At 44.5% G+C, this 13,833-nt stretch carries 13 protein-coding genes and 1 tRNA gene; 11 read left to right on the top strand and 3 right to left on the bottom strand.

Annotated features, from left to right (window positions below; genetic code table 11):
* Positions 1 to 260: 260 nt before the first annotated feature.
* The 7 genes from Q0393_RS03100 to Q0393_RS03070 all read left to right on the top strand — a co-directional run bounded on the left by Q0393_RS03100 (position 261) and on the right by Q0393_RS03070 (position 10,255).
* A complete protein-coding gene (locus Q0393_RS03100; protein WP_298977832.1) occupies positions 261 to 3,173 on the top strand; it encodes a PD-(D/E)XK nuclease family protein in 2,913 nt (970 codons plus the stop codon).
* Positions 3,160 to 6,078, top strand: coding sequence for a RecB-like helicase (locus Q0393_RS03095; protein WP_298977831.1), 2,919 nt, complete (start codon positions 3,160 to 3,162; stop codon positions 6,076 to 6,078). The genes Q0393_RS03100 and Q0393_RS03095 overlap by 14 nt, the downstream gene beginning before the upstream one ends.
* Before the next feature lie 115 nt (positions 6,079 to 6,193).
* Positions 6,194 to 6,619 (top strand): 50S ribosomal protein L13, encoded by a 426-nt coding sequence (rplM, locus tag Q0393_RS03090; protein ID WP_298977829.1) that lies wholly within the window; start codon positions 6,194 to 6,196, stop codon positions 6,617 to 6,619.
* 2 nt (positions 6,620 to 6,621) lie between these two features.
* On the top strand, positions 6,622 to 7,011 hold the full coding sequence (gene rpsI, locus Q0393_RS03085) for a 30S ribosomal protein S9 (RefSeq protein WP_005869670.1): 390 nt from the start codon (positions 6,622 to 6,624) through the stop codon (positions 7,009 to 7,011).
* A gap of 99 nt (positions 7,012 to 7,110) precedes the next feature.
* The gene (locus Q0393_RS03080) at positions 7,111 to 8,133 is read left to right on the top strand and encodes an OmpA family protein (RefSeq protein WP_297941712.1); all 1,023 of its coding nucleotides are present in this window, start codon (positions 7,111 to 7,113) and stop codon (positions 8,131 to 8,133) included.
* A gap of 66 nt (positions 8,134 to 8,199) precedes the next feature.
* Positions 8,200 to 9,258: an HAD family hydrolase gene (locus Q0393_RS03075; protein ID WP_298977826.1), complete on the top strand. Its 1,059-nt coding sequence runs from the start codon at positions 8,200 to 8,202 to the stop codon at positions 9,256 to 9,258.
* A 923-nt stretch (positions 9,259 to 10,181) separates the two neighbouring features.
* Positions 10,182 to 10,255: transfer RNA gene (locus tag Q0393_RS03070), tRNA-Gln, on the top strand.
* Positions 10,256 to 10,417: 162 nt separating this feature from the next.
* On the opposite strand, the gene Q0393_RS03065 is transcribed toward Q0393_RS03070, so the two are convergent.
* Both Q0393_RS03065 and Q0393_RS03060 read right to left on the bottom strand, forming a co-directional pair.
* Positions 10,418 to 10,879 carry a DUF411 domain-containing protein gene (locus Q0393_RS03065; RefSeq protein ID WP_297894454.1) on the bottom strand — a complete coding sequence of 154 codons (462 nt, stop codon included), beginning with the start codon at positions 10,877 to 10,879 and terminating at the stop codon, positions 10,418 to 10,420.
* 158 nt (positions 10,880 to 11,037) lie between these two features.
* A complete protein-coding gene (locus Q0393_RS03060) occupies positions 11,038 to 11,466 on the bottom strand; it encodes a hypothetical protein (protein ID WP_298977825.1) in 429 nt (142 codons plus the stop codon).
* Positions 11,467 to 11,686: 220 nt separating this feature from the next.
* Here Q0393_RS03060 and rplU point away from each other — a divergent pair, with 220 nt between their 5' ends.
* From rplU to Q0393_RS03045, 3 genes are all read left to right on the top strand, one after another.
* On the top strand, positions 11,687 to 11,995 hold the full coding sequence (rplU, locus tag Q0393_RS03055; RefSeq protein WP_040303368.1) for a 50S ribosomal protein L21: 309 nt from the start codon (positions 11,687 to 11,689) through the stop codon (positions 11,993 to 11,995).
* Positions 11,996 to 12,005: 10 nt separating this feature from the next.
* Positions 12,006 to 12,263: a 50S ribosomal protein L27 gene (gene rpmA / locus Q0393_RS03050; RefSeq protein WP_298977824.1), complete on the top strand. Its 258-nt coding sequence runs from the start codon at positions 12,006 to 12,008 to the stop codon at positions 12,261 to 12,263.
* A 273-nt stretch (positions 12,264 to 12,536) separates the two neighbouring features.
* Positions 12,537 to 13,007, top strand: a complete 471-nt coding sequence (locus Q0393_RS03045; protein WP_298977822.1) for a hypothetical protein — start codon at positions 12,537 to 12,539, stop codon at positions 13,005 to 13,007.
* A gap of 45 nt (positions 13,008 to 13,052) precedes the next feature.
* Here Q0393_RS03045 and Q0393_RS03040 read toward each other — a convergent pair whose 3' ends face one another.
* Positions 13,053 to 13,454, bottom strand: coding sequence for a hypothetical protein (locus Q0393_RS03040; protein WP_298977820.1), 402 nt, complete (start codon positions 13,452 to 13,454; stop codon positions 13,053 to 13,055).
* A 67-nt stretch (positions 13,455 to 13,521) separates the two neighbouring features.
* On the opposite strand from Q0393_RS03040, the gene Q0393_RS03035 reads away from it, so the two are divergent.
* Positions 13,522 to 13,668 (top strand): hypothetical protein, encoded by a 147-nt coding sequence (locus Q0393_RS03035; RefSeq protein WP_298977819.1) that lies wholly within the window; start codon positions 13,522 to 13,524, stop codon positions 13,666 to 13,668.
* Positions 13,669 to 13,833: the final 165 nt, after the last annotated feature.

Here is a 13,833-nt window from a genome sequence, read left to right as displayed (position 1 = left end):
TGCCGCTTTGTAATTTACGGAATCCACTCGTAAAATTTTGCGTTTAAATATGCTGCAATTAATGCGGAGCGAGGTAGAATTCCGCGCTCAAAGCGCCGCAGATTAAAATTTTACGCTCATCCAACTTGCTAAATTTGACTTGATAAAATTTAGCCTCTCAAGCTTTTCAAAAACTTCTTTGCTTAAAAGCCCAAACTAAAAATTTCTTGCTAAAATATCGCAAAATTCCGCGTTCTGCGAATCGCTCTAAAGGATTTGTTTTGAAAAATTTGCCCTCTAAAAATCTCTTTGTCTACACTAGCTCGCGTGCGCTACGCGCGGCGCTGCAAAGCGAGAGCGGCGGCGTGCTGGCGCCTAGGATTACGTTGGCGGAATTCTACGAAAAGGCGCTTTTTGTGCCGGATCTTGTCGCTTGCGGTGAGATAGACCGCGCGCTTTTTATGAAACAAGCGGTAAACGAGAGCAAGCGCGCAGGCGAGAGGCTTAAATTCCCTAGCGAGCTTTACGAGTTTATGCGCAACCGCGAGTATCTTTTTGGTTTTTTCAAGGAGCTTGCGACGGAGCGCGTGAGTATCGATGCGCTCGATCTTAGCGACACCTACGCGTGGTACGCCGAGCATTTTGAAATTCTGCGAGAGCTAGCAGGGGCGTATGCAAGGATTTTGCGTGAGCATGGATTTTACGACGAGATCACGCTGCCCGCGCTTTATGAACTAAACGAATCCTATCTGCGCGGATTTGAGCGGATAGAAATCAACATCGACGGCAATCCTAGCGCATTTGAGTTCGAGATTTTTAAACGCGCTGCAGAGCTTAGCGAGGTTGTGTTGAGCTTTAGAGCCACGACTTTAAATTCCAAGCCCGTGCGCGCGGTGGAGGAGCTTTGCGGCATAAGCCTAGAGCCAGGTTTTGCATACCGCGTAAATCTTGGTACGGGTGAAATTCTAAGCCGAGAGTTGCTAAGCGTGGGCGGAGCGGTTGTGTGTAGAGGCTTTGAGTTGCGAAGCTTGCAGGCGAGCTATGTTTTTGAAAAAATTTCATCCTTCGTGCGCGCGGGAATCGCGCCGGAGCGCATCGCAGTAATTTTGCCCGACGAGAGCTTTGCCGGCACACTGCGGCTTTACGACGAGCGCATCGCAAGGGCTCGCGGTTCGCACAGGCTGCTAAATTTTGCGATGGGAGAGAAGCTTAAAGATAGCCTATTTTATGTAACGCTAGAGAAAATTTCGCAGTGCTTAAAAGAAGCGCGCACGCCGAAATTTGGCGTAGATTACCACGCATTCAAAAGTCCGGATGGAGGATTTTTGAATGCGGAGGATTTCGCGGTACAGCAAAATTTAGCGCTAGGGAATTTCGCTTCGGAGAATTCTATTTCGCAAAATTTCGCACAGCAAAATTCCGCGTTTGATTTCGAAATTTTTTCAAATTCTAAAGCGGATTTAAATTTTATGTCTGCGCGAGAGTTTGAAAATACGGAAAATTTTGAAATTCTGCACGAAATTTCGGCGGAACGCGCGAATAGCGCGGAGAAGCAAAGCTTTTCGCTAGATCTTGCAGAGTTTCAAGAGCCCTTGGAGTGTGCGCAGCAGCGCGATTATTCGGTTAGTGCAAAACGGCAGGAGCCTTCAAGGAAGCAGCAAGGGAGCCTACGAGACTCTATGCAGCGGGAGCATATAGAGCTTGAGGAAGAAGATGGGTATTCAAAAAGCCCTGAGCAGCGCGATCGTTTTAGGCACTCTAAAATGCGCGAGGACGCAGATGAGTATCCGCAGCGCCCAAACCCACAGGAGCTTGATCTGTTTTTTGCGAGTGTGGGCGTGGATGAGGCACTTTTTGGTGAGTTCGCATGCGATTTTGCAAAGCAAGTAAGCTTCGAGCATTTCGAGGCGCTAATTGTAAAGCTTGCCTGTTTACCCAAAATTAGCGATGCGCTGCTGCAAGAAAAGCTAAAAGAGCCGCTATATCTAATTAAAATTTTGCTTCGAAAATTTAAGGACGAAAACCTAAGCTTGGGCAATCTGATCGATCTTTTTTTGTTAGAAATTTCGCGCATCAAGCTCGATGATGTTCGTGGCGGAAAGGTCACGGTAATTGGGCTTTTAGAGAGCCGTGGGCTACAATTTGACGGCGTGATAATCCCCGATTTTAACGATGATCTGGTGCCTAAGCGCAGTAGCGGAGAGATGTTTTTAAACTCTGCTTTGCGCGCTAGAGCAGGGCTCATCAGCCACGCAGATCGCGAAAATTTACAAAGATTTTACTACGACGGCTTGCTAAGAGGCGCTAAAAAAAGCGCGATTTGCTATCTGCAAAGCGTCGAGAAATTGCCTTCGCGGTTTTTGAAAAGCTTTGAAGTGCAACAAGACGCGGAATTTTCGCAGGAGGATTATTTGCGGCTTTTTGGGAGAGAGGAATTTAAGCTCGCCTTATGCGGACAAGAAGATCCCGTGGCTCGCCATGATTTTTTTGCCGAGGAGCTGTCGTTTTCGCGGTTGGATACGTTTTTAGAATGCAAGAGGAAGTATTATTACCGCTACGTTTTCGGGCTAAAAGAGGGGCTAAAATTTGGCGAGGATAATGCGCTTTTGGGCAAAATTTTACATACGAGTTTTCAGCGTTTATACGAGCGAGCGGGGATTAAATTTAGCATGGAAAAATTTCGCCCTATTTATTCGCAGCTTGCGCGAGAAGCGGGCACCGCGCGCTTTGATGCGGAGCTTGAGCTAAAAGCTGTAGAAAAGCTAGCTAAGCTTTTAGAAGAGCATGAGCGAATTTGGAGCTTTAGCGGTAGTGAAGTATCGCTAAAAGGCGAGCTTGACGGGGTGCGACTGAGCGGGCGGATCGACCGCATCGACGAAGATAAGGCAGGGCGGAAGTTTATCATCGATTACAAACGTGGTTCAGCTAAAAAGCATATGGAAAAATTCCAGCTTACGTTTTATCGCGCGCTTTTAGCCCAGGAGTGCGAATGCGCCTATCTATCGCTAAAAGATTGCGCGTTTGCAACTCCTGGCGACAAAACGCCTAGCTTAGAAAACCTACGCGAGACGCTAAGCTCTATCGGCAAGGAATTTGCAAGCGAGGTTGCTTTTACGCGCACGGAGGCGGTGCAAAGCTGTGAATACTGCGATTATAAAATCATTTGCAAGGGGCAGATCGATGGCAAAATTTGAAAATTATCTGGCGCTTGAAGCAAGCGCAGGCAGCGGCAAGACCTTCAATCTCGCGGTCAGGTTCATCGAGCTGGTGCTGAAGGGCGAGCCGATCAATGAAATTTTAGCGCTTACCTTCACCAAAAAAGCGGCCGCCGAGATGAAAACGCGCATCGTGGAGAAATTTCAAAATTTGCTTATCGCGCGCGACGGCGCTCTTGTGCCAAGCCCCGAGCTAGCGCAAATTTGCGAGGATCTAAATATGAGCGCGGATGAGGTTTTGGCGGCGCAGCAGCGCCTACTGCCTAAATTTTTAAGCGAGAGCCTAAACGTCTTTACCTTTGATGCGTTTTTTGCAAAGGCTCTGCGCTCCTTTGCGCTAAACAGCGGCATCGATCCCGGTTTTGAAAACGATGAAGGGATTTTGAGTGTGCAGCAGGCGGCGTTTTTAGGCGCGATTTGTAAAAACGAAGCGCTATTAAGAGAGGTCGTGGATTATGTAAGCGACTCAGGAATGACAAAGAGCGAGTTTTTAAATAGCTTGCAAAGCATTTGGAGAGGCGATATAAGCATAAATCCGCCCACGCTTCCTGCAAGCTCGGCGCTAGCGGAGATAAATGAAATTTTATCCTGCTTGCAAAAAGCGACGAGAGATGCGGGCGTAAGCGCTGGAGCCGTAAATGGGCTAAGCCCTGTTAGTGATCTGTCAAAATTATCTTCGGGCTTCATTCTTTCGGCTCTTGCTAACGGTAGTTTTGATTATTCGCGCTCGCAGCTTAAAAAAATTTCGCATCTTGACGGCGAGTTAGCAAGGCTAAAAGACGCCATAGCTCGCGAAATAGCGTGGATGGATGCGACATATGCGGCTAAGCTGGCAGGACTAATTAAAATTTATGCCGAAGCGCTTAAATCGGTGCAGCGCAAAAGCGGCAAGCTCACGTTCGGTGATGTCACTGCAGCCGTGCACTCGCTGCTAAATCCAAGCGCAGAGACGTTGCGGGGCAACCGCGAGCTTTTGTATTTCAGGCTCGATTCTAAAATCACGCATATTTTAATCGACGAATTCCAAGATACCGACATTTGCCAGTATGAAATCATGCTGCCGCTAATCTCCGAAGCGCTTGCCGGCAAAGGGGCGGAAGAGCGCTGCGGCAGCTTTTTTTACGTAGGCGATAAAAAACAAAGCATCTATAAATTTCGCGGCGCGGAGAGAAAAATTTTTGATATTTTGCGCGAGCAGTTTAGCCAAATCAAAACGCAGAGCCTACCGCGCAATTATCGTAGCTTAAAACTTATCGTAAAATTTGTAAATGAGATCTTGCGCGATAAATTTGCGTCTTATGAAGATCAAATCGCAGCAAATAAGCTAGATAGCGATCTGCCCGCTTCGGTGCTGCAAAAAATCAAGGACTATCCGCTTTCCCATCCGCAAATGCCGCTATTTGAGGTACAAAGCGACGATTACGGCTACGTAGCAGCGTTTTCATACGACGACGTGCTAAAGGGGGCTACGGAGCAAGCGCGCAGGCTTGTTGAGGAGTGCGGCGTAAGAGCTGATGATATTGCGATTTTATGCTGGAAAAATGAGCACGTAAGCGCGCTAAAAGAGATGCTATCGGAATTTTGCGAGGTTTGCAGCGGCTCAAATAAGGCTCTGCGTTGCAGCGAGCAGGTAAATGCCGTAATTCAATACGCGAAATTTTGCGTAGGTGGCGATGAAATTTATCTGCGAAACGCCGAAGCGATTTTGGGTAGGCGGCTTAAAAAGATAGCGGTCGATCTGCATAAAAATGCGCAAAAAACGGCAGAATTTATAGCTAGTGCGCTGAAATTAAATTTTGTCGATCCAGATCTACTGCTGTTTTTTGAGACGCTGGCAAAATTTAATAGTTTTAGCGAGTATCTGTTTGCAAACGACGAAACGGAGGTATTTGCCAAGGAACAAAGTGGCGTTAAAATTATGACCGTGCATAAGTCCAAGGGGCTTCAGTTCCCGCACGTAATCGTCTGCGACCGCATCGGAGGAAAAGATCGGGGCGAGAGCTCAAAGCTCGCGACGGACTATGATTTTGCCACGCATAAGTGGAGAATTTTTTATAAATTTGCGAGCAGAAAGAGCCTGGATACGGAATTTGCGGCGCTAATGGATGAAAACGATCGCTCTGCGCATGAAGAGGATATAAATAAGCTCTACGTCGCCTTTACCCGCGCCGAGCGCTCGCTCATCATCGTAAAACGCTCCGAGGCAAAAATAGATCAATACAATTATAGCTTTTTTTCGCCTTACGCCAAAAAGACTAAGGGTGCGGGCATCGTGGAGTGGCTGGATATTCCGGATTTTCAATACGGCTACGTAATCCCAAGCTCCGTAAAATCAGAAGAGCAGCCGCCGCGCAAAAAGATCGCGCTAGTAGCGGGCGAGCCTCAAGGCGCGCAAGAAAAAGCAGGCGGTGGCGAAACGGAGGCGCTAAGCGCGATATATTTCGGCGAGGCGCTGCACTATGCTCTGGAGATGAGCGAAGGCTTTGTGGCGGATGAAATTTTACGAGGAGTGAGCTTAGCAAGAGGTCGCTACGCTAAATTTTTAAACGATGCGGATTTTGAAAATATAGCGGCGCGGGCGCTAGGACTAAGCAAAAACGAGGAATTTTTAGCTCTGATAAAGGGCGCTCAAGCTTATAAAGAGATGCCGATCAAAAGCGCGGAGGGTGAGCTTTTGCGCGTGGATCTGGCGTGCTTTAGGCAGGATGAAATTTTGCTTTTTGATTACAAAAGCTCCGAAAAATACCTCGCACAAAACAAAGCTCAAGTGGCGCGATATAAAAGCGTGATCCGCGAGTTTTATCCGCATGCGCGGCTGCGTGCCTTCGTGCTGGCTCTCGAAGCTGCGGGCGCTAAGCTGATCGAAGTGGATGAGGATGGATAAAATTTTAAAGCTTAGATGAAATTTGAGCGCAGATATATTAAAGATAGCTTAAATTAAGCTATACGTAAGGATATTTCTATATAATCACAGCTCAAATTTTAATAAGGCGGAAACCATGACAGAAATTACAAAGCCTAGCGAAGTTAAGCGCGACTGGGTCGTTATCGACGCGACCGACAAAAGATTCGGTAGGATGCTTACCGAAGTTGCGGTATTGCTACGCGGCAAACACAAACCAAGCTACACTCCAAACGTGGATTGCGGAGACTACGTCGTTATCATCAACGCTTCAAAAGCCGTATTTACCGGCAATAACAAAGGCGACGATAAATTTTATCACAGCTACTCGGGCTATTTCGGAAGCGTAAAGAGCGTGAAATTTCAAGACCTGCTTAAAAACAATCCCGCAAAGCTCTACAGACTTGCGGTTCGCGGTATGCTTCCTAAGACGAAGCTCGGCAAGGCGATGATCAAAAAGCTATTCGTATATGAAGGCGGCGAGCACCCTCATACTGCGCAAACAACTAAAAAAGGAAAATAATCATGGCGACAATTTATGCAACCGGAAAGAGAAAAACTGCCGTAGCTAAGGTCTGGGTAAAACCTGGAAGCGGCAAGATCGTAGTAAACGGTATGGATCTAAACACCTGGCTAGGCGGTCACGAAGCGATCAAACTAAGGGTTGTTCAGCCGCTTTTGGCGACTAAGCAAGAGACTTCGATGGATATCACCGCGCAGACTTTAGGCGGCGGATATTCGGCTCAAGCAGATGCGCTAAAGCACGGAATTTCAAAAGCGCTTGCCGCGATGGACAAAGATTTTAGGGCGGCTCTTAAGCCAAAAGGTCTGCTAACTCGCGATAGCCGCGTGGTCGAGCGAAAGAAATTCGGTCGCCGCAAAGCGCGTAGAAGTCCGCAGTTTTCTAAGAGATAATGTTTTTTACAAATTTGTGACGAAATTGTCACGAATTTGTAAATTCTTTAAAAATTTTATGGTAATATCGAATTACAACTTTATTTGAAAGGATGTTTAATGAAGAAAGTTCTACTTGCATTAAGCTTATGTGCATCCGGCGCATTGTTCGCTAGCGATGCTGATTATCACTGGGAGATCACCCCTACTATTGGTGGAATGACTCATGAAGGCAATATGGATTTGGATTCGAATTTTATGTTCGGTCTACGTCTTGCCAAAAATCTACAAGATTCGTTTATCGATCAAGTAGAGGTTGGTTTTGATTACTCTCGCAATATCGGCGTAGAGGATTTAGCTCACAGAGTAGGCAACGATAAGCCTGACGCTAAATATTATCACATCAATGCTGTAAAAGACTTGGTAAATTTCACCGATAATTTCAAATTATACGGCTTGCTAGGTCTTGGCTATATGGATTACACTAAAGACGTTTACAACGATGGCGATCAAGATAGCGGCTTCGGTCAATACGGCTTGGGTCTAAAATACTATATCACCGACAACTTTGCTACAAAACTTGAAGCACGCGATGCTATCAGATTTGACGACGGCAATCACGTATTATTCTATACTCTAGGCTTTGCCGTTGATTTTGGCAAGAGATATGCTGACGCAGCCCCAGCTGCCGCTCCGGCTCCTACAGGCTGCAAAGACGCAGATAACGACGGCGTATGCGATAATGTCGATAGATGCCCAGGCACACCTGCTGGCGTAGTTGTAGATGAATATGGTTGCGAGAAGGTTATTAGATTAAATTTGGGCGTAAATTTCGCTACAGATAGCTCAAAAATTTCTCCTGAGTTTATGAACCAGATCAAAAACGTAAGCGACGTGCTAGTAGCTCACCCTGATTACAAAGTAATCCTAGAGGGTCATACCGATAGCACCGGTTCGAATGCATATAATCAAAAGCTTTCCGAGCGCAGAGCTGCTGCAGTTGGAGGTGCGCTTAAGAGCTTCGGCGTAGATGCTAGCAGAATCACTACTGTAGGATACGGTGAGACTAAGCCTATCGCTACAAACGCTACTAAAGCAGGCCGCGCTCAAAATAGACGCGTTGATGCTAAATTTAGAAAATAATCTTTTCTAGATCCACATAAGCGGAGCTTCGGCTCCGCTTTTTTTATATCCAAATTAAATTTTAAAATGCCAAAATTCCAAATTACACTGCTTTTCGATCTGGACGGCACGCTCATAGACTCCACGCCCGCGATACTGGACGGCTTTCACTACGCGTTTGCGCATTTGGGCACTGCAGAGCCTAGCGACGAAGCGATTAAAAGGCTTATCGGGTATCCGTTAGAAGTTATGTTTGAACGTCTAGGTGTGACGCGCGATGTGCAGAATTTCGTGCTCGCCTACAAACAGCGATACGCGCAGATATTTTTGGACCAGACCGTTTTGCTAAGCGGTGCGTATGAGGCGGTTCGTGCGGCGAGCGAGTTTGCAAATTTAGGCGTCGTAACCACTAAAACGTCGAAATTTTCTAAAATTTTATTGCAGCATCTGGGTATCGCGGAATTTTTCGGCACCATCGTCGGGCGAGAGGACGTGCAAGATCCCAAACCAAGCGCCGAACCGATCTTAAAGGCGCTCGAAAATTTAGGAATTTGCGGCGCGACCACTAGCAAAAGTTCAAATACAATTAGCAGTAAAGCTTGCTATACTACTGTCAATAAAAACACAAGCGTTGCTAGCAGGAACGCGATTTTGAGTGAAATTTCAGCGCCTGATTTAAAGAGCCTTCCTGCGCTTGATCCTGATTCTAGCAAAGTTTTCGAGCAAAATTTAAGCAGCATCGCGAGTCAAAATTCTGATAGAATTTCGTTTAAAAATTTAAGCGAAGTAAAGAGCGATAGACACGAGGTTGGCGACAAGGGCCAAAAGAGCGGTGTCAGTATCGAGGGCGAGAGCGATAAAGGCGGAGCGCGCGGCGGTAAAATTTATGATGCACATGAGCTAAATTCCACTCCTTGTTATGACAAAATTTGCAGTGACAAAATCACGCCTTCTGTTAGCCAAAATATCTTTATGATCGGTGATACGTCGCTTGACGCCATCTCGGCAAAGTCGGCAGCGGTGCGAAGCGTGGGCGTAAGCTGCGGCTACGGCAGTGCCTCGGAGCTACGGGCGCATTTCGAGTTCGTATGTGCGGACGCAAAAGAGGCGGTTGAGCTGATACGCGAAATTTCATCGAAATTTTAGGCGCGACGGAGCGAAATTTTTCTAGCTTCGATGCACTATTTTTGCAAATACTTATAAGCGAACCCGTGCCCGAAATTTAAAATTTGAAATTCCAATGAATTTTGCGTTTTAAACAGCGCGTGATATGAATTTGCTCGTGCTATTTAGCCGGGAAGCAAGGTGCTTTCTAGGTGTTCAAACGATACGCGGAGTTAATTTCGCACATTTCTGCTCTGGTCTAGCAATAGCCTGTGCCGAACTAACAATGTACGGGAATATTTCACTTTGTCCATAGTACTTGATCTGATTCGTCAATGTTCGGTATTAACGACGTATGGGAAAATTTTGCTACCTCGAGTAATTGTGTTTTATTCATTTTCGGTTTGTATTAACACAATGTATGAGAAAATTTTACCGCAGTCAAATTTTACGCAATTTCGCAATATCTTTTGAGTTTGCGAACGGATTTTGCAAGAAATTTAATGCAAGCGTCTCGCACCTAAATTTTAATTCTGATTTTAGTTTAGACCCCATTTAGTAGCGATAAATTCTACGTTCCGCTTGAGGCAAGTATTTGACAGGCTTTTTGTGCGATCTTGCCGCAAGTCTATTTGACACTTATTTTAAAGCTTCGTTCACTTGGCAAGTATTAAATAGTATATGTTTTGTGGTAGGCTTATTTGTCAAAATTTCATCCCGGAATAAATAAGCTCGCAAAAGGCGCGAATATAGGATAAACTAGCCAAATTTTAAAATTTAGCTCCGCGGCGAGTAGCCATATTCTTTTATCGGAGCCGATGAAAGCAGCGTTAGCTTTTGCGTTTTAGTTTTATCGTTTAGGCGCAGCAGGGCTTTAAATTTAATTAAAATTTTGCAAAATTTTAAAATTCCGCCCGCTCTTATGCTTTTTTAAAGCAAAATTCTATAAAATACCGCTTCCGCAATGGGCTATCGTCTAATGGCAGGACAACAAACTCTGGATTTGTGAATATAGGTTCGACCCCTATTAGCCCATCCATCCGAATTTTAATTTCCTTTATCATGCTAGTTTTTGAAATTAATTTGCGCGTCATTTTTGCATATAGTGGCAGCATTCGCCGGCTAAAGCAAATTGCGCCAAGCCATAAATAGGCAAAATTTTATCGAGCCAATAAGTAAGTTGCCGCTTTAAAGCGGCGGATTATTTGATTTTTTCTTTGCCTTTGTAAGTGGCGATGCTTTGATACGAGCCATCCTTTTTAAACGCTACCACATCATAGACCTCGGGCTGAGAGCCCTGCTCCATACCTGGCGCTTCTAGTGGCATGCCAGGTACTGCTATGCCGATGACGTCTTTAGGCTTATTTTTTAATAACGTGCGGATCTCACTTGCTGGCATATGCCCTTCGACTACATATCCGTCTATGATCGCGGTGTGGCAGCTAGCGAGCTCCAGCGGAAGCCCAAGCTCATTCTCCTTCTGAATAAGCGGCTCATCGGCCAGTGAAATCATCTCGACTTCAAATCCGTTTTGCTCCATGTATTTTGCCCAGTTGTGACAACAGCCGCAGCTCTCGCCGTGATAGACCTTGATGTGTTCACCCGCCGCCGCATAGCTACCTAATGCCGCTAAAAGCGCACCTGCAAATAAAATTTTCTTCATATTTTGCTCCAGTGATTGAAAGTCCTCGATTATACAATACGAATAGTAAATTTTTAAGAGCGAACCATATAATTCTAGGATTAAATTTGACGAAGCAGACCCGCTCGTAAGCCGAAATTTTAAGAAATTTTAAAATTTCGGTGTCGCGGATAAGTTGGTTATAGACACTGAGACAGTGCTGATTTGATAGCGGATTTTGATACGTAGCCTTCCGAGTCGCTGGTAAGCGATACGTCGCAGCCTGGCTTATAGTTTTTCCAGGTGTAGATGTTGCCATTGTCTTCGGTTGTTTTGATGGAGTCTGGCTGTTTATTCCACGCAGAAATTACTTGATTGATATGAAATGCATCGCTGCGATCTTTCGGCGCATTAGTCATACCTGTGCTATCGGGCAAGGTCGTTTCGACCATATCAGTGGTGCCTGCGGTGGAGACCTCTTGGACTTTATCATTTGCGCCGCCGATATTTGTTTTGCTGTTTTGGGATTTTGTTTGATTGCGTACTCCGCTTGGTTCGTTGGATATATTCCAGTTGGAACAACCGATAAAAAATACCGCTGCTACGAGCGCAGCTATTAAATTTCTCATAAAATTCTCCTTCAAAAATTTCGTTGCGATAGTAGCACATTTATCTTTAGTTTAAAATAAATCCGAGCCCTTGAAATTTGAAATTTCGCAGGAATTTTGCGAGGCATTTCAGTAGGAATTTATAAAATTTGAGATAATATTGCAACCTTTCATACCAAACGGGCTTTTAAATTTTGCACGGCAAATGCCTTTTTGGCTACCAAATTTTAAAGGATTTTTGATGTATGCTATCATCAAACACGGCGGCAAGCAGTATAAGGTCGAAGAGGGTAACTACCTAAATTTAGACCATTTTAATGCTGAGCCGAAAGCAAAGCTCGAGCTTAGCGAAGTTTTAGCGCTAAACGACGGCGAGTTAAAGGTAGGAGCACCGTTCGTAAAGGGTGCCAAGGTGGTTTTGGAAGTCGTTTGCGAAGGCAAGGATAAAAAAGTCGTTATCTTTAAAAAACGCAGACGCAAAGATTCAAAAGTAAAACGCGGCTTCAGACGCCAATACACCCGCGTCAAAGTCGTTTCGATTAATGCATAAAGGATAGGAAATGGCACACAAAAAAGGTCAAGGCTCAACCCAAAATAATAGAGATAGTATCGGACGCCGCTTGGGCGTCAAAAAATTCGGCGGCGAGTTCGTTCGCGCGGGCAACATCATCATCCGCCAGCGCGGCACCGCGATGCACCCGGGCTGCAACGTAGGCATGGGCAGCGATCATACGATTTTCGCGCTGATCGACGGCGTCGTAAAATTTGAGCGAAAAGACAAAAATCGCAAAAAAGTATCGGTTTATCCGGCTGCGTAAATATCGCTAAATCTTCGGGGGCGCAAGCCCCTCTTTTAAATAAAAATTCGAAAAATTGCTGTGAAATCGAAAGAATTTTCTTGCGTGAAAAAATTTCGTTATAAAAACTCGCTACGACGAGATCTAAAATTTATCAAAAAATTACGAGTTAGAAACGATAGGCGCGCCGTTCCTCAGGCTTTAAAGTTTAGCTCTAATTTTGAAATTTTACCGAATATTATTTGCGTAAATAACGGTGCATGGGGAATTATTTAAATTCTAACGGGGTTGGCTATGATAAAAATAGACAAAAGCGAAATTCTAAAATATCTCATAAATAACATAATAGATAAAGACCTATTAAGAGGCATAAACGCTTTTATCGACGAAAGTATTAAGTCATTAAAAATCGAGACGGATGGTAATAAAATAAGTCCGAGTGATGCGGAAAAAATTGTAAAAGATATACAAAGTAGCGATAAATTTAAAACCTTGATAAGCGAAGCGGTAAAAAAGGATCAAGTATCGACTAAATCGGGTGGCGGATTTTGGTTTGGTGTTATCATAACGGGAGCGATAGCTTGCGGTGGATACGATATGTTTTTGGAACGTTATTCGATAGATCAAGAATACGCTTTTATCTCTGAGTGCGTCGGCGAACAGGGCGATAAGTATAAAAAAGACTATTGTGTTGGGCAACTAAAAAAGTGTTTAAAGGACGATAAAAAGATTGGCGAATGTTCTCGCGGACTGTTGGGTCACTAGAAGCGGCAACCGATTTCCCATCACGCTATATCCATATTCAATAGACTATGCATCGCTTGGCTCGTTTGTATCACCAAAAACTATTTTTGAGTTCTCTTGTATATTTTCGCAAATTTCATCGCCTAAAATTTTTCTCTCGAAGCTATCGTCTATAAGCGTCTTATAGTGTTTAAGCTCTTTATATTCATCATGATCAAGCAAGAATTTGTAAATCGCTTTTAATTTATCTGCCACTTTTTGGGAACTTAAATTTTTGTTTTTAACTCTTTGCATAAGTTTTTCGTATGTTTTTGCTCGTGTTTTTAAATAGCTTTCGTCATCTAAATTCTCACTAACTTCCACAAAAGAAACTAAAAAATTCGTAAGCCCAAGTCTTATTTGGCTTACGCCGTTTTGTATGCTTTCTACAAGTTCCTTACATTCACGATCATAATTTTCTGTCGCCATTTGTCGCCGAACCTTATTGTAAAATTACACTAATTATATCAAATTTCATAGAAAGGAGGTGATTAAAATGAATACGTCAGATGTGAGCCAAGATGAGCTTGATTTGTGGTCGGATATAAATAATCCAAACAATGATGCCGATATGGACGATTGGGCAGATGCACATAACCCAAATAACGACGATTATTTGGGTGTCGACGACGAGAATGAGTGATTTTACAGTTGCGACCGGTTAAATTTTTTAGGTCGCCAAATTTGCATCAAAAGCCAGATTTGGCTTATAAAGGAGAAAAGATGGCAAAATCAGAAGTTAGACCGCCGAATGGTCCAAGCACTACCGGTAAACCTAGCGGTAAAGGTCGCGGAAATAATCCGCCAA

This window comes from uncultured Campylobacter sp. (assembly GCF_938015785.1).
Lineage (GTDB): Bacteria > Campylobacterota > Campylobacteria > Campylobacterales > Campylobacteraceae > Campylobacter_B.
This window is presented reverse-complemented; position numbering and strand designations above follow the sequence as displayed.